This window comes from uncultured Candidatus Kuenenia sp. (assembly GCF_900696675.1).
Taxonomy (GTDB): domain Bacteria; phylum Planctomycetota; class Brocadiia; order Brocadiales; family Brocadiaceae; genus Kuenenia; species Kuenenia stuttgartiensis_A.
This window is the reverse complement of sequence record NZ_CAADGZ010000072.1, coordinates 1-16,848: the sequence shown is the minus strand read 5'-3', so window position 1 is coordinate 16,848 and position 16,848 is coordinate 1. Positions and strand designations below refer to the sequence as shown.

14 protein-coding genes and 1 pseudogene are annotated in these 16,848 nt (G+C 39.3%); 7 read left to right on the top strand and 8 right to left on the bottom strand.

Features of this window, described 5'->3' with window-relative positions; all coding sequences use genetic code 11:
• From QZT26_RS11280 to QZT26_RS11270, 3 genes and pseudogenes are all read right to left on the bottom strand, one after another.
• Positions 1 to 398, bottom strand: a pseudogene (locus QZT26_RS11280) (IS4 family transposase); the annotation flags it as partial.
• Positions 399 to 577: 179 nt separating this feature from the next.
• Positions 578 to 2,026 (bottom strand): sensor domain-containing diguanylate cyclase, encoded by a 1,449-nt coding sequence (locus QZT26_RS11275; RefSeq protein WP_099325965.1) that lies wholly within the window; start codon positions 2,024 to 2,026, stop codon positions 578 to 580.
• Positions 2,027 to 2,232: 206 nt separating this feature from the next.
• Entirely contained in the window at positions 2,233 to 3,066 is an 834-nt protein-coding gene (locus QZT26_RS11270) for a carbon-nitrogen hydrolase family protein (protein WP_164995442.1), read from the bottom strand.
• A 421-nt stretch (positions 3,067 to 3,487) separates the two neighbouring features.
• On the opposite strand from QZT26_RS11270, the gene QZT26_RS11265 reads away from it, so the two are divergent.
• The 7 genes from QZT26_RS11265 (at position 3,488) to QZT26_RS11235 (ending at position 9,882) form a co-directional block, all read left to right on the top strand.
• Positions 3,488 to 4,306, top strand: a complete 819-nt coding sequence (locus tag QZT26_RS11265) for a nucleoside phosphorylase (protein WP_099325967.1) — start codon at positions 3,488 to 3,490, stop codon at positions 4,304 to 4,306.
• Between the two features lie 134 nt (positions 4,307 to 4,440).
• Positions 4,441 to 4,998, top strand: coding sequence for a hypothetical protein (locus QZT26_RS11260; RefSeq protein ID WP_099325968.1), 558 nt, complete (start codon positions 4,441 to 4,443; stop codon positions 4,996 to 4,998).
• Between the two features lie 114 nt (positions 4,999 to 5,112).
• A complete protein-coding gene (locus QZT26_RS11255; protein ID WP_099325969.1) occupies positions 5,113 to 6,309 on the top strand; it encodes an adenylate/guanylate cyclase domain-containing protein in 1,197 nt (398 codons plus the stop codon).
• A 292-nt stretch (positions 6,310 to 6,601) separates the two neighbouring features.
• On the top strand, positions 6,602 to 6,757 hold the full coding sequence (locus QZT26_RS11250; protein ID WP_157820626.1) for a hypothetical protein: 156 nt from the start codon (positions 6,602 to 6,604) through the stop codon (positions 6,755 to 6,757).
• Positions 6,758 to 6,980: 223 nt separating this feature from the next.
• Positions 6,981 to 7,133 (top strand): hypothetical protein, encoded by a 153-nt coding sequence (locus QZT26_RS11245; RefSeq protein WP_157820627.1) that lies wholly within the window; start codon positions 6,981 to 6,983, stop codon positions 7,131 to 7,133.
• 553 nt (positions 7,134 to 7,686) lie between these two features.
• Complete coding sequence (locus QZT26_RS11240; RefSeq protein WP_157820628.1) at positions 7,687 to 8,850, top strand: HEPN domain-containing protein; 1,164 nt, start codon at positions 7,687 to 7,689, stop codon at positions 8,848 to 8,850.
• A gap of 237 nt (positions 8,851 to 9,087) precedes the next feature.
• On the top strand, positions 9,088 to 9,882 hold the full coding sequence (locus QZT26_RS11235; RefSeq protein ID WP_197705214.1) for a DUF6602 domain-containing protein: 795 nt from the start codon (positions 9,088 to 9,090) through the stop codon (positions 9,880 to 9,882).
• A gap of 251 nt (positions 9,883 to 10,133) precedes the next feature.
• On the opposite strand, the gene QZT26_RS11230 is transcribed toward QZT26_RS11235, so the two are convergent.
• The 5 genes from QZT26_RS11230 to QZT26_RS11210 form a co-directional block, all read right to left on the bottom strand.
• Positions 10,134 to 10,328: a hypothetical protein gene (locus QZT26_RS11230; RefSeq protein ID WP_099325972.1), complete on the bottom strand. Its 195-nt coding sequence runs from the start codon at positions 10,326 to 10,328 to the stop codon at positions 10,134 to 10,136.
• Between the two features lie 224 nt (positions 10,329 to 10,552).
• Positions 10,553 to 10,849: a nucleotidyltransferase domain-containing protein gene (locus QZT26_RS11225; RefSeq protein WP_099325974.1), complete on the bottom strand. Its 297-nt coding sequence runs from the start codon at positions 10,847 to 10,849 to the stop codon at positions 10,553 to 10,555.
• A gap of 90 nt (positions 10,850 to 10,939) precedes the next feature.
• Positions 10,940 to 12,964, bottom strand: coding sequence for a protease Lon-related BREX system protein BrxL (brxL, locus tag QZT26_RS11220; RefSeq protein ID WP_099325975.1), 2,025 nt, complete (start codon positions 12,962 to 12,964; stop codon positions 10,940 to 10,942).
• 11 nt (positions 12,965 to 12,975) lie between these two features.
• Positions 12,976 to 15,534: a PglZ domain-containing protein gene (locus QZT26_RS11215; protein WP_169703664.1), complete on the bottom strand. Its 2,559-nt coding sequence runs from the start codon at positions 15,532 to 15,534 to the stop codon at positions 12,976 to 12,978.
• 15 nt (positions 15,535 to 15,549) lie between these two features.
• Positions 15,550 to 16,677 (bottom strand): hypothetical protein, encoded by a 1,128-nt coding sequence (locus QZT26_RS11210; RefSeq protein ID WP_295102200.1) that lies wholly within the window; start codon positions 16,675 to 16,677, stop codon positions 15,550 to 15,552.
• Positions 16,678 to 16,848 lie beyond the last annotated feature (171 nt).

Below are 16,848 nucleotides of genomic sequence, written 5' to 3'. Positions count from 1 at the left end.
ATACCTTTGCTCCGTTTTTCTGATCAGGATAGGTGCCTTTCGTAATAGAAACTTCTTTCAATATATGATGTACCGCCTCATATAATAAATCTATCTTTACGGATGATTTGCTCGCACTGCCTCCCGCACCTTTGAATTCTTCCGCCAAATGCTCATTGAGCGCTATTTGGGTACTATCCTGGAGGATACACATTCGAAAATTGCTCTAATACCGCAAAAGGTATCTTCTCTAATTTAGGACATACCTGTTCTTTGTATATTGCTTCAAACGTACGCTCTAAAAACGATACTGCTTTATCGCTATTTATCTTTTTACTCAATGCCTGCGGGGTTATATCTGACTCGGGAGACTTCTCGCGAAGAACATCACTTAATCCTTCCAAAGAAATTATTCCGCTTCTTGAAATGCTAACCTTTACAACTACTGCCAAGTTAGGTTGATGCGTATGAGGCATGCCTTGCCGCTACAAATCATACATCCTATAGGCAGATTTTTTTTTCAAAAAACTAAGGTGTTGCTAAAATTCAAAGTAAAAACGCTTATTCCCAGCATTTGCACACAGTGAAATAGGGCTACTCAATGGGTTGTCTGGATAAAGAGCCTTTTCCAGTTATCCCGTCCGTCTATAATCTCTGCCCCGATTTGATATCTGTTTTGGCACATTCTTTTTGCAAACGCTACGCGGATGGAAAACTGGCCTGGTTTATGGTCATCGGTATTCAGAACCACCTTGCCCGAATATACATTACCAATTTTGGCCGCAAATTCAACTTCGCCCCGGAATCCCATTTTACTTATATCCTTTACTGTACACATCTTCCAATTGCTATCCGTTTCAATTTCAATGGACTGGGGCTGATGCAATCCGCTTACAATCTTTAAAGCGGTCATGTACCTGCTTGCTACCCTCTTTTCAGGTATGGCAACCTTTGCGTCCGTAGCTGCTGAAACGATCTTGTTGCGCCCGCTTTTTTTCCCCAAATAGAGAAACCTGTCTGCCGATGCAGTTACCTCTTCTACGTTATTCCCGTCCTCAGGATAGCAGGCAACGCCAGCCGTTATTGTCACTTTCTCTTTGTGTCCTCCTCCTACCTCTATAGCAAGTTTCTTTTCTATTGCTGACCTGAGTTTTTCGGCGCTTGCGACTGCCCCGGGTTTATTTGTTCCTGGCAGTAAAATGATAAACTCTTCACCGCCGTACCGGGCAATAACATCACTCTGTCTCGCGTTCAGTTTTAAAACAGATGCCAGCTTTCTCAACACTTCATCGCCAAGCAAGTGGCCGTAAGTGTCATTAAAATATTTAAAATGATCGATATCCACCATGATTATTGAAAAGAATTCTCCACGCCTTTCCGCCTGGCGATATTCTCTCTGGCTGCTCTCGAGAAAGTATCTTCTGGTATATAGCGAAGTCAATTCGTCCACCATGGCAACCTTTTGCGCATGCTCATAATTACGCGCCCTATCTATGGCAATTGCTACATTATGTGCTATAGCAACAAACAACATTTTGTCCGTATCCCTGAAGGCATTCTTCTCCTTCTTGTGAATGTTCAAGACTCCAATTACTTTGTCGTTATTTAATTTTAATGGTATGGAGATAAAAGACCCGATATCTGGTATCTTTCCCTTGTAAAAAAGAAATCGTGGGTCTTTATCTGTGTCAGGAATCAATATAGACTCACCGGTTTGGGCCACGAGACCGGAAATTCCTTCGCCTATTTTAAACGTTATACCCTTCGCCTCCCCAAAGCTGCAGTCATCCACTTTCCACATTTTCAACTCATTACATTCATCATCTATCAGCATAAAGCAGAAATCTTCAATCCTTAAGGACTCCTTCAAGACATTTATAGTGTTGTGGAAAAGTTCATTCAACTGAAGTGAAACGTTTAAATTTTTACTGAGGCTGTATAGCAGGTAAAGTTCAAAGAGACGTTCCTTTAATGCCTCACTCTCCTTCTGTGCAAAGACAAAAAGGTCATACTCACTGCCAATCTGTGCTTTTTTGGGGGTATTCATCAGTATAACATTTTCCTCATATCCTTATCTTGATCGTGCAGGGATTTTCACCTGAAAATCTCCATTTGCGTAACAATTTAGTATTTTGAAAAATTCCAACAAATGTAGGGGGCGAAGCATTTTCTATAAATTGTCATAAATGCGTTTATACCCAAACGGGCAAATGCTTCGCCCCTACTTTTATGTTAAATTATCCGACTCTTTTATCATGCCTCACCTAAGAAAAATAGTTTGCGGCGAATGTGCTTTAAACAGGGAAGACGTTTTCTCACTTCGCCAAGAAACGCAAAATCAATTTCGCAAACAATAACGTCTTCCATGTCCTGGCATTGCGCCATAATACGTCCCCACGGGTCAATGATCATCGTTCTGCCGTAACTGATGCGCTCATCGTTATGCCGTCCGTATTGGGCGGGCGCTACCACATAACACTGGTTTTCGATGGCGCGCGCCCGCAAGAGAATTTCCCAATGATCCTTTCCTGTTTCCATTGTAAATGCGGACGGCGCAAACAAGACTTCCATTCCACGCAGCATCAGCTTGCGAAAAAGCTCCGGGAAACGTAAATCATAGCAAATACACAGCCCCATGATATGCCCGAAAAGTTTTACCGTTTCAATATGTTTCCCATGTTTCACATAATGAGATTCCCTGTAAACAGTCTTGTCATCAAGGTGAAAATCAAACAGATGAATTTTATCATAACTCCCTATTATCACACCAGATTGATCAAAAACCAGGCAGGTGTTCGTAACTTTTGCTTTGCTTGATGATCTGAGCGGAACACTCCCGCCAATAATCGCTACACTATGTTTCATTGAAAATTTTTTGAGAAAATGAACAATTTCCCCGGTTTCTCTCTCTTCCGCGAATGTTATGTTTTCTCTTTCCTGTCCGATAAACGAAAAATTTTCAGGGAGCGCAATCAACCTGGCACCCTTTTGCACTGCCTTTTCCATAAGTACACGTGCTGTGTTCAGGTTCTTATTACGGTCATGTACAGAGCACATTTGAATTGCGGCAATCGACAATATTTCCATAGTAATTGATTTGCTCTACTTAAGTGTTCATATATACTCAAGGGGTCCACAAAGTGTGATTTTAAAAATGCTATAACTATTTATGTCAACAAAAGTTAAATCTAGTCCTGGAAATACCTATTTGTGAACTCTCACAGTATAGTTTGCCTTATACTGCTTTTTACAACCGACAAGAGAATATCACGCAATGAATTGGTAAGGCAAGGATATTCCCTGATGGCTTTGTTGCGCATAATCTCATCCTATCGCCTTATTTTTCTATAGACAAGTTGTTTTTTTTAATGGAAGAATATTGTATACAGTTTTATTTTGGAAGATGTGTTAATTCCTGTTACATTATACCCGATACCTGTTTAAAGAAAATGTTCTGCGGCATAATAAAATACGGCAGAAAATACGATAATTTTTGTATTGGGTAAATATGACAAGAAATTTTACCGGAAATTGGTTTGGTAAAGACGATCATTCACGTTGCATAATTTCACCTGTTGATTGTTTAAGCAACGGGCAACCCGACCTGCGAAAATCCGCAAAAATTGGCGAATGTTTGGTGATGTTTGAAACGAATGCTGGCATCCCTTATGTAAAAAGGCGATTGAAAGCCAAGAAAAATGTTTTTACACTGCCGGGTTTTATTCCTCATCCTGATGTATATAGTGTCGAAGGGAAAAATACTGTTTCTTTTATACAAGGCGGATTTGGCGCTCCTGCCTCCGTATGTACTTTTGAAATAGCGGTAGCGTTGGGGTGTAAATGTCTTTTCGTGTTTGGATTGTGTGGCGGAATAGGAAAAAATCTGGAAGTGGGCGATATTGTAATTCCGACAGAAATTATCAGAGAAGAAGGCACCTCTTACCATTATGCATCGGCAGAAACAAACGCATTACCCGATAAAGACCTGCTGGATGAGTTGAAAGATTATCTTTGCCAAACCGGGGAAAATAGTGTTATGTATGGCAAAACAGTCAGCACTGACGCAGTATTCAGACAGACAAAGGCCAAAGAACTCTTCTGGAGAAAAAATGGCATTATTGGAGTGGATATGGAAACCTCCGCATTGCTAACTGTAGCCGGATTCCACAAAATACCTGCAATAGGCATGCTTATTGTGTCTGATAAACATAATCTGGAAAACGACGCACCCTGGAAATGGGGAGGAAATGGTTTTGCAAAAAACCAGTGTAAGGCAATTAATTTATTAGTTGAGTTTGCAAGGAATACCACACGTTTATCAAATTAGGCTGGGTTTTTAAAAGACGAAAACTCAACGGCATTCATTTTTATCCACCTCTCAACCCTCCCCGCAAGAGAGGAATTTTATAAGTCCCCTCTTGGGAGGGGCAGGGAGGGGTTTGTTCATTACGATAACTTTCTATGAAAGATATAGAGTCCCGCTATAAACGTGAAAACAATTCCTATCTCATCGAGATAAAATTAAAAGATATACGTCAGTTATTCAATACGTTTGACCCCGCTCCCTTTAGAGAGAAAGACATGGATGATGACGCGGAAGAATATATTGTTGCTTCCGTTAGAGAATTTCCTCTCGATACACTGCTTAAATTAGTTATTTATTTGCCTGAGAATTCCAGAGAAGAAGCGATACCGTTCATACCGGATGCAATTCGTAGTTATTTTAACTACCGGTTCAATACTTCTAACGAGGAGTTGAGCTTTATACTTAAAAAGGGACGTATTTCATTGTTAATCGGTATTTTGTTTTTGTTTTTTTGTATCAGCACTGGAGCGGTTATTGACCGTATAGGAGATGGGATGCTGGCGCAAATTATTAAGGAAGGATTGCTCATTAGCGGCTGGGTAGCCATGTGGCGTCCTATTCAAATATTTTTATATGATTGGTGGCCCATACGATACATGAGCAAGTTATATGATAAAATCAGTAAAATGCCGATTGAAATAAGATCCCTCTGAAACCGCAACTTGTGCGTTTCGGCGGGGGTGAATATCCGTTAAAAAAAATAGCAGTATAGTAGAAAGCCTTTTCAAAAGATAATTTTTTACACTTTATCGCAGGGAGTAGAAGAGATGTCTTTTCTAGAAACAAATGATGCACAAGGAGATAGTACTTCGGGGAATAGGGCGCCGGAGCCGAAAGAAAATTGTGACCATGAAAGAATACACGATAAAATAATGGACACTTTATTACAAACCCCAAAGGCGGATGAGGAAAAAGGTGAAAAGGAGACAGTAGAAATCGGGAAAGACGAAACAATTCCGCATGAAGAAACAAAAAATGACAGAGAGGTAGTTCAGGCGCAAGCAGAAAGTGCTCTGGCGTATGTGGAACAAAATGAAGATCCTATGATTGAAGAGTTTGTTGAAAAGGCAAAAGAAGCGATACCAAACATGGGCGAAAAAGCCAAACACCTCCATACCACGCCAAATGACATAGAAAAACTCATCGAACAAAGGGAATATCTGGAAAGCCTCCTCAAGGAAAAATTTACCAAACGCATGACGGTAATGTTTACCGACCTGAAAGGTTCGACTGCCATTGCGGATGCGGAAGGTGATATCGCAAGCCGTACTATTATGAAACAACACAATGACGTCCTTTTCCCTATTATCAAAAAACATGACGGCATACTGGTAAAGACGATGGGAGACGGTACGTTGTCTTATTTTGAAGATGCACAGAAGGCGCTTCGCGCTGCAGTCGAAGCGCAAATAGGTTTTGACAGGTACAATATAGAAAAGAAACCCAAAACCCTCCTTCTCGTTACCATGGGTTTGCATACCGGAGATGGCGTAGTGGAAGAAAATGACATTTTCGGGGACGTGGTAAATGTTGCATCGAGAATTGAATCGGCATCCAATCCGGGAGAGATATACCTTTCTGAAGACACATACAACTCGCTGACAAATAAGTCCGAAATATATATCCGATTTATAAAATCCACTACGTTAAAAGGCAAAAAGGGAGAATTCAGACTTTACAAAGCCTTCTGGGATGAAAAAGAAATCGAATTGGATAAATTCGATACAAAGGAAGAAGAGATTGTTGTTAAAAAACGTTTCCCCTTCGTAAAGGTATCGATGATGGTTTCAATACCGCTCATGATCTCTTATTTGCTCATGCTGGGCGGAGTCATACCCAACCCGTTTATAGCATTAACCGCATCAAAAACAGAACTGCGCTCACTTTCAACAGATATTTCCGATGAATACATAAAAAAGACATCAGAACACACCGTTACTATCATCTTTGATAACGAAGAATGACTTCAGCGGCATAGCCAGAGCCAAACAAGCGCAAAACGCAAAATATGAAGGGTGAAAACCAGTAGAGTAGAAACAGATGACGAGGACTTAACAAAACGCTAAATCATTCTGCTATTTACCGTTATATAATCATTGACAACTTTTTTATTCTGGGTAGCATAATAGCGTTAAAAAAGATTGTAACAGCACAATAAAAATAATAAGAGAGATTCATACTCATCTTTTTTGTATGAAAATAATATTCGTATAGTAAAAATAACGTATTTTGATCCTTAATAAATAAGGAGATATTATGATTATTCCTGAAATTAAAAAAATGTCTACCGTTGAACATTTACAGGCGATGGAAGAATTATGGGATGCCTTGTGCCATGAAGAACTTGGCGCGGCCTTTGGCCGCAACCAAATTCAAAATACGAATATCGAAATACGAAACAAATTCAAATGACAAAAAACCCAATGCTCCAAACTTTACGTAATCCTCATCTAATCAATGCCTTACGGTTATGCATTTTGAAAAACGAGCATAAAAAACAAGAAGTTGATGGATAGTAGTACGAAATCGAATCTCCTGCATGGCATGAAGAAATTCTTGACAAAAGGAAAAAGAAAATTGAGAGTGGCAAAGCAGAATTCATTTCTATTGAAGAATTAAAAACAAAAACACGTCAATGAATGTAAAGAAAGTGCTTGTCTTAAAAGAAGCGGCAATGGATTTAGAAGAAGGAAGGCTTTTTTATGATAGAAAAGAGAAAGGGATAGGTGATTATTTTTTTAATTGTTTAAAGGGGAGCATCCACTTGACTGTCCCATCCAAATTGTAACCACTTGATAAATAATTAGTTAAGGTACTTTAGGCTGATTGCTCAATTATTTCCGTTAAGTTATATATACTCAATATATTAAGAAATTTTTATGACAGTCAAGTGGATACCCCCTTTGTTTAATTTCTGATCTTGAATCTATCAAACTTTATGCAGGAGTGCATAGTAAGCGTTTTGGCTTTTATCGAATGCTTTCAAAGAGATTTCCGTTTGCCATTTACTATGAAATAGATAAAGAAATCGCTCGTGTTATAGCTATTTTGGACATGAGGCGCAACCCTGCCTGGATTCGTGGAAAACTTTCAGTAAGAAAAATTACATAGTCAATTTTTACAAAAGATATAAAGACTTTATAAAAATTAATATGAAAGGTATTTTAGTTTTACTCACGTTTTACTTAACCAACGGTAAGTATAGATAAATGAATGGTTGCAGGCATAGCAATATTCCCCACTTTCCTTAATTAATACTTAGAAAATTAAAACCCTGCTTCGTCTTTTTTTTACCCATGACTGATTTTGAAACTATTAAGCAAATACTCCAAGAGGTCACTTTGGCAATATCAAATAGAGTTAATGATTCCACCGATTTATGGGATGCTTATTTCGATTGTAACAAGGAAGGTCTCTTTAAAGAACTCGACATGGCAATCTTGGATTGCAAAGAATTAAAGATATTCGAAGATGCCAGTCTCTGTGTGGGTGATATTATTATTTTTTTCAATTTTGAACGTTTACGTGAGTGGTTGGTAATTCATTCGATGAAAACAGATACAAACAAATCTATTTCTGCTATCCAACGACTTTTACTCGGAGAACCCTTTTTTGCTACGGCAGTGCTAGCATTGGCTAGAGTATCACTCCCAAAAACAATTCAGCTTGGGAATAATGTCACCTTATGTGAGTTTTCTTCCAATGAATTTCTCAATCAATCTAAAGACGAAAATATTGAGCACCATGAGATTGACGTTCATCATATTAGTGCCGCAATCACTGTTGAATTCGAGCATCCGGTACATTTGGGACCACGCGGGCATTATAGACCTTCTATTTATATGGGCATGGTAGATGAATTTTTTTATGCGCTGCAAAAAGCCTATCGCGCCTTGTTGATTCTTGGCATTGTTCGACCACAACCACCTGCATTGGTTGGTCACGCGATCTTTGTTCCTTTGGATTTTCCCGGGGCATATAGCAAAAACCTTCACCATTCGGTAAAAATTGATTCATACTGGCCTCGACTTGAATTTAACGATGATGAGTGCTCTTTGGCAAAGTCCCTCTTTGAGTCTTTTGAAAATCTTAGTCCAAATCTTAGGGACTCGCTCTTTATACCAATGAGTCGGTTAAGATCAGCAATGACCGAGTTCAAAGACTTTGCAGATGCTGCTATTGACTTGGGCATTGCTCTTGAATCAATATTGATAAAATCTGACGAATCTACAGAAATTACTTATCGAATATCCATGAGAGGTGCACGTTTATTGGGTAAGACACTTGATGAACGACTCGATCTCAAAAAAAAACTAACTAAAATTTATGGAATGCGATCTAAGGCTGCTCATCGCGGTATAGTGCAATCAAAGTCTATAGATAAGGAAGTATTACTTTTAAGGGAAGGATTTAATCTAACGGCAAAAGCAATTCAAATTGTACTCACCAATAAACTTTATACCGACAAAGACCTTGATTCACTCTTATTACAATCAGAATCTTAATACAGGAATAGTGAATATTTTCTATATCTATTACACTATGATAATTAATAAAATGTTCATTATCTGGATTTATTATGTACTTCTGCCTATATAAAAATTGTTTTAAATTTTTTTATTCTTTTAATGGCAATACATTAAACTTTTATATTTATTCTCAATGTTTTTACAAAAGATGTATTATTAAAATTCAATATGAAACGTTCTTTTAAGCATTCTCCGAACACTAAAAACCAAATTATGCACCAAGAAGAAAAAGCAATCCTTTTGTCTGTAGATCGTGCCCTTTCCTCCTCATCAAATTCACAAACGATCGGAAGTAATGGCGAATTACCACTAATTCAATTTTTCAATCGTTACTTACCTCTTACATTAAAAGCTACTACTGGATACTTTATCACGCCATCAGGAATATTATCGCCACAAATTGATATTATAATATTTGATTCAAGATACCCATTGCTTTCTGAAAACACCGATGGATCCGTTTTAACCATGCTTCATTCAGTAATTGCGTGCATAGAAGTTAAAACGAATCTCAAATCAAGTGATATTAAGAAAGCATGGACAAATAGCATCAAAATAATGCAATTGGCATCGGAAATAGAAGGATACGGAACAATTTATGGTTGGCAATCAATCCTTAATAGTTTAATTGCTTATCGTTGCAGACAAACATTAGATACTATTAAAAACGTATTTAAATCCTTACGTACAAATCCTCGTTCAAATCTATTAACAAATTTCTCGATAGAAATTTTACGTATCCCTGAAAAGAAACAATCTAATAAATTCGAATTTGGTGGGTCGTTGCACTTTGAACCATATAAAAATTCAAATAAAGATAGTGCTTTTGTTGAGTTTTTACCTACTTTTGCTAAAAGCTATTCACCTCTTTCAGATTTTTACTATCGCACAGTTTATGATTGTTATTACACATTAGGTCGGAGGAATTATTCATACAATGAAATTGGATGGCATTTCACAAAATATATGTCATGGGCAACTGCTTCAGTAAATTTAATAAATAAATGAACTGTGACCAAATTGTGACCGAACCCTGCGGAATCGAAAGGAATGAGAAGGAACTAGCAGAAAAATTTCTATGTTGTAAGGTTTTATGTTATAAATAATTACAGTCGTAACAGACACAAAGCCAGTTGGTTATAAAAAATGCTAAAAATGACCTTTAAAGAAATGGGGTTCAAGAGGTCGTGGGTTCAAATCCCGCCACCCCGACCAATAAAATCAAAGGTTTCAGAAATTTGCCACTCTCTTCTTACTCCCTAATAAGGGATTGCCATATGTCTTTGCAATTGTTTATGCCAGCCTTCTCCTTCCGGCCAGTTCTTGTCAACCGCAATAGCGATCCGTTCAAAAATCTTTTCGATACCACAATAGAAATCATGAAGAATGCTTCCCGCAGCCCGTGTTTCAATAGAACCGGGATTTTCAGGTAACTCACGGATTAGTTCTTCCATCTCTTGTATGATCCTTTTGCAGATTTTAGAGTTATATAGCCAAACAAATATGATTTTAGGAATTTGGCAATAAAATGGCTTTCTAAAAAACAGATTTATTTGACTAAGCATACTATACAAGCACGCCCCTTAATTCCCTCTTTACAGCTGGGGACTGGGAGGTGTAAATTTTTCGAAAACCTTATTTGTTTGACTATATTTCAATGTCCTTCTTCAGTCGTTCCCTATCCGTAAACAAGTTCCCCTTCCTTTATTGTTTTTCCCTTTAAACTTTCAAAGGCATCTTCAAATGGAATAAGATTAATTTCGACACCGGGGGGCAGGAGGTTGTTCAATTCCGACAGCGCTTTTATATAAAACTCAGAAGGCAACCCTTCGGCAACCAAATCAATATCATACCTTTCATGGACAATACCATCTACAAGCGATCCTATAAGGAAGACTTTTTTAAACTGATATTTGTTAATGAGTATTGCAATACATTTATTTGCCAATAATTTTAATTCTTCTTTTTTACGCATTGAGTTCGTTATGGCAATAGAAAAGTGTAATTAGAAGGACAATTCATGAAGAAACACCGTTCTTTATATCCGTGATAAGAATACTTTCTGCTAATCATCCATAACCTTCTGCGCAGCAACCATAGGTTCTCCATAAAATATCGGGTCCACTCTTTCTACAACATCCGCCGGTACATCAAAGAAGTGGCGTTTGTTTTCTATGGGAATACAAGCCCTTCTTGCTCCGTTATCCATACCTACTTGCAGTGGCTCATTCAAAGACGGTAAAGGCTTAATATTGCCCTGAATACTTAAGTCTCCGAGCACCAATGTTGCCGACCTTAATGGTCGTTTTTTCAAGGCAGAATACATTGCAACAAAGAAGGCAACGCCTATCTGACAATCAATATTTGTATTTAGTAAGTCTACACCTTCCACATGAAAATCTGTTGTATCTATATCTCTTCCAATTCCGAACTCAACTTTATGGCTTTTAAGATAATCAAAAGCCCTTGATAGGGAGTCTTTCATCGACTTGCTCAGTCCTCCTGAACTTTTTAGCTTTCCCGTACCGGCCGATATACCTACCTCTATTCGATAGAGTGCTGCTCTACCATCAGTGCCGACAAATGTCGTATATGCGCTTCCCGGTGGTAACGGATCTGTGGAGATAAGATCACGTCCCCCTTCTTCTGGAACACCGACAAACCGCTCTTCCCGTATCTCCTGATCGATATATGAAAAGCTGGTATGGCTATACTCATAAGAGAGCATTTTCTTCAATTGCTCTTTTACCCGACGCCTGCATTCCAATGCAATTTTCAGGTACTCTTCTAATTCTTCTTTAATGAATTCCCCGTTAGGGTGTAGCAGTTTAAGAAAGCCTGATACTGTCTTTCGTACAGCTTTGGAATCTCTGGCATTAAGGTGGGTTCCCAGAGCGAAGTATTTATCAACGGATTCTGTGAAATTCGCCTTGCGGAGTTCTCTGAACGCTTCAGCGAGGTAATCAACCACAAAGCCATAGTGATCAGTGAACATCTCCGCGGACATCTTTGCTATTTCCCACCCTGGAAGATAGAAATGCAATCTATCTATTAAGGCCGGATCTTTGAGTCCGTCAGGAAATGGTTGAAATAGATGGCTCGATTTGACTAGAATGTCAACTGGCTGATTAATGTTTCCTAACATACAAACACTTGCTTTTGCAGATATCTCTTCCCGGCCACGACTGAAAGAGCCAGATTCAAGATAATCCTTCATGATATCCACGACATAGTTATCATCAAGGTTAATCCCGCCTACCTCATCAAACGCAACCACATCCCAAAGTCCTACCAACCCAACCTTTCTGGTGCTCATGTTGTAAAACATGTTTGCTACCGTTGTTTTTCCGCCACTAATTAAAATGGCATAGGGTGTTGTCTCTCTGTATACAAAGGACTTCCCTGTACCTCGTGGCCCTAATTCAACAAAATTATAGTTTGTTTCGACCATCGGGATGAGTCTTGATAAGTAGAGCCGCTTAATACGTTTGTCCATTCCCGCTGGTTCCAGGCCTATAGAACGAATCAGAAGATCAATCCATTCTTCTGTTGTGAACCCGGAACGCCCAGCCAGATACTCATTGTGATCATACGAAGCAAGCTGAATCGGATTAATTTTCGTTATCCAGAAAGGACTTCTTTTACCCCTCTGTTCCTCATCGTAGCGATAAATCATTTCAACCTGTGCCCAGATACCGCCTTCAAGAAGCCGTTCATATTGTTTTACAAAGTTATCTGGAATATGGATTTGAGTATTGCTGAAATTCACAAGCTCTGCCCAGTATTTATCCTCGCTGGCGAGAAGCCGGACTTTTACCTTATCAATGAAGGTGTAGCTCCCCTTCTCTTTTACCCATGATTGTGCCTTATTAGCTTCATCTGGATTAATGAAGTTTTTTGCCAGAGTATTATTAACCAGGCGTAGCCCTGACTCAATTGCCTGTGTGTCGTCTGTTGCGCAGTATTTTCCCAGCAAAAACTCAAGCACATAGACAGGCACATTCGCGCCAACCTTCACCTTCCTTACGAGGTCTTTGCGAACAACTTTACCTCCAAAAAACTCATTTGTTTTTTTGTCAAGGATTGCCATGTGTATTCCCTCTAAATAATTAGGTTGACTACTATATTTTCTAGCCGCGCAAGTTCCACCAATGTTTCAGCATCCACTAAAACCAAATATAGAACATTCTGAGCAGGTTCTCCCGTAAGCATTATTGTCACGAGGTTTGGTTTGTTCTGTTCCAAAATGATGTCCTTTGTTCCATCTTCGTATCCATATACTGCATGAACTGCCTCACCTACATCATTCTTGCCAGATTTTACCGCCACTCGTACCCGTTTCTTTGTTTCCGAAGTTCCCAGAAGTTTCCGTTTAGCAGGCGATTTCCAAACAAGCTGTACAGAGAAAAGCCTGTTCGTGATTTTTGCTTTTTCCAAAATTATCTTGATTTCTGGCGCCGTTGGTAACGGTACAACTTCAGTTTTAGTGATTTTGATGATTGGAACAACCATCTCTTGTAACGATATTCCGCCATGGAAATACGGATTCTCTGGTCCTTTAACCATAAAACATGCGATTCTACGTGGGAATACCAAATCGTAATTGCCAGAGAGTCCAACATCGCTTTCTTTAAAACGTATATACGCATTACTTGCCTGTCCGCCATTCCCAATCCATGCTCTACGATGAAGTGCGAGTTCTTCTCCGCCTGGTTTCTGTATCTTATTGCTTGGTTCGATTTCGTCTAGAAATATATAACCATGATCAGCAGTAACTATAAAGGTATCAACACCCAGTACCGATAAATTCACTATGGCTCTGCGAATCTGCTCTAAAATGTCCTGCATGGTTCGATGTGCCAGCGTTGTATTCCCCCGTTCACATATCTCATCGATTTCCTGTGAAGTAACCAATATAAAATTGCTTGCGGCAATCTGATCTTTAAGTTTTTTACGTGGTTTCTGAAGCGCCTCAATTTTTGCCTCAACAACTTGTCCTTTTAAGTTTTTTGTCAGATAGTTTACTCTATCCTGCCGCGTAGTAATTATAGTATCACCGCACCTAACCGCCAATTTACCTTTGTTCTCCAGAATAGCAAAGTTTTCTTCTGCACCGGGGAGAAGGGATGCCATTCCCATTTCCGTAATTCCTGGGATTGTTGCGATAGCCGGTTTCAATTCGCTGTGAAAATCTGGCCCAAATCCCGATACAAGTTCCGCGGCCATTTCATAGCGCAGTGCATCTACCCAGATATATGCTATCTTATGCTTACCAACTAGTGGCTTAACTTCCCTGCTAAAAGTATCGCGTTGAAGTTGAAAACCAAAGCCAAATTCCGGGAATTCTGAATCCTGTAAAAATTCTGCCAGATCACCAGCCATGTTTGTATAAAATTGCCGTGCTTTGGCAATGACCTTTTCAATTGGGCTGTTTTCGTCCGAGAGATCTATATTATATCGCTCATATCTATGTTCCAGTTCACGATGAAACCTATCCAACTCATACCATGGTAAAGTAGTTCTGCAATAATTCTTAATCAAGTCTTTGGGTAAATATTTTTTACCTTTAAGTTCTTTTTTTATATCCCCTGTTTTGATACAAATACTAACGACGGTCTCCAGGATACTCCATTTCAACATAAGCGTTTCTTCGGTACGCGGCCAAAATGAATCTTTTTGCGCATCAACTAATTGAGTAGCTTGAAGTAAAGCATTTTCTAAAATGAGTTTACAAGCCCAATCTATTAGCTTGCTTTCTGTTGATAAAAATGTCTGGGATTTGACAAGCTTTTCAGGTGGGATAGAGAATGCCGCAACATTGCATTTCTGATCAACCATCTTTGACACGTCAACATAAGAATCCTTATGCTCAATATCGCTTCGCCATCGCTGGGCAAGTTTTGATGTATTTTGCTTATGCGATTCCAGTGAAGGAATGTCCATTTGTGATATTACTGATGGAATGCCATCATCATCAATGTTGTTTACTAAATCTCCTAGCAATACATACCGAACGAACCTTTCCCTGGTCTTGTCAGGAATCTTATCTGTCGTGTCAAAGCCGAATGAGTTTTTGAGAATTGCCTGAAGTTCCTGTATTGCGTTTTTTTTGACGATATTGTCATCAATTTCCGGTTTTGTTAGAAATAGGTAAGCAATCTCTACCGGATCAATACTTCCGAAGATCAATTTTACCGTTCCTGATCCAATCTCAGCTCCATGTTCAGCGATACCCTCTACATCATCATAGGTCAGACTACCGGATGCAATCTGTTTGCAGATATTTTCTGCTGCATCTGGCATTATGGGCTTAAGCACTGCACGTGCTACAACCTCAAGGCGGGTATTCTGATTTATAGACGGATGACCCGGCTCAAGCACACAGCCGGCTTTCTCTATTTCTATAAGGGCGTTGTCAGTCTCGCTCCTTTCTTTCGCGACATAAACCAGTATTTTTGGTGGTGTTATTCCATCAAGCATCGGTTCTAACTGGTATTTGAGTTCAAAGAAGCTATCGTTAAAGTTGAACAGTTTTGCACCAGTGTTGAGTGTTTTAACGATCCCCTGATAGTGTTTCTCCGGATCATACCATACCACTATTCCGAAATCCTTCACCTGCTTTGTTATGAGTTCTTGAAGGTAATCGGTAATCTTACCCATGGCGTTACCTCCATTTTATTGGAACGATATTTTGTATCCTTCGGCCAGCATTTTCATCATCTTTTCCTTAAGTTTTTGCAATGCAATTTCAACGTCTTCTTCTTTCTCAATATATCCTGATATAATTTCGGACGCCCGCAGATATTCGATTTTGCCAGAATCGGTAAGTTTCTCTATCTGTCGGGCAGCATTATCCTTCATACCCTGAATTGCAAGCAGGTCAGAATCCATCTGATCAATTGTTGCCCTGCATTTTTCACAAGCGCAGGTATCTTTGAGCATCGCTTTCTCGCAACAACGTTCGATAAAGGGTGCCAACAATATATTTTGCTCTTCCTCACTCAGGAGAGCAAAATTAACATGCCCTTTGACAGATTCGATTGCCTTTTCAACCCTTTCTTTGCGATGATCATGCTTCTCGCTATAAGCTTTTATGTATACTGCATAGATCCCCTGCGTATTTAATCTGATAGCTTCAAGTTTATCATAGAAGTTTTCCGAATTGAGTGCAATTCTAAGCGCTTCTGCCTTCTCATAAACTTCACCATCCAGTCCCAATTTTTCCAACATTGGTATTATTGTGGAGAGAGCAGCTTTGGCATTTTGGACGTTTTTCATATCTTCATCAGACATGACATCTGCAAGACGGCGTATTTTCTCTCTTAATTCCTTGTAGGACATGCCCTCCCCGGCAAGTATCTTTACGCAGTCGTCAATGTCACTGTTCAATACACTGTCTATAGTCTGCCTGAATTCGCTCAGTGTATCTTTAACCGGAAGCCCAAGAGCACTGACCTGAACCTGAAGCGGCAGGAGTATTTCTTTGTCATCTTTTGCTAACTCCTTAAATGCGGATGCGATTGCTTCTTCTTCGATGTTTACTTCATTTCCGGTTATTTCCTCATAGTGCTTTGCTGCATCTGCACGCATTTTAAGATCAAGCGTTTCGCGGGGTGCAAACGTCGCTGACTTGAATGCGCGATTGCTGATAAACGGTAATCGTGCATCAGGGTCACTATATCCCCTGTGCCTTACAGCCTGATGGGTTACCTCAATGGCGCCTCCACGAAAAAGCACTGCAAGCACCAGACGGAGAATGTCGCCTTCCCAGCCATAATCAAATCCCCGAAAATGCTCTTCCAATGAATTTCCTGTGACCTTAGTACCATACGAGTGTTCATTTTTAACCCATGTTCCGGAAAGAAATTACTAAAGTCAAATTTGGCAAACACTTATAAACATTGATTCTGCGACTACATGTCTTTTGGAAGTCTTTTAATTACTGGCCGAAAACAACATTGGACATTCCAAGTT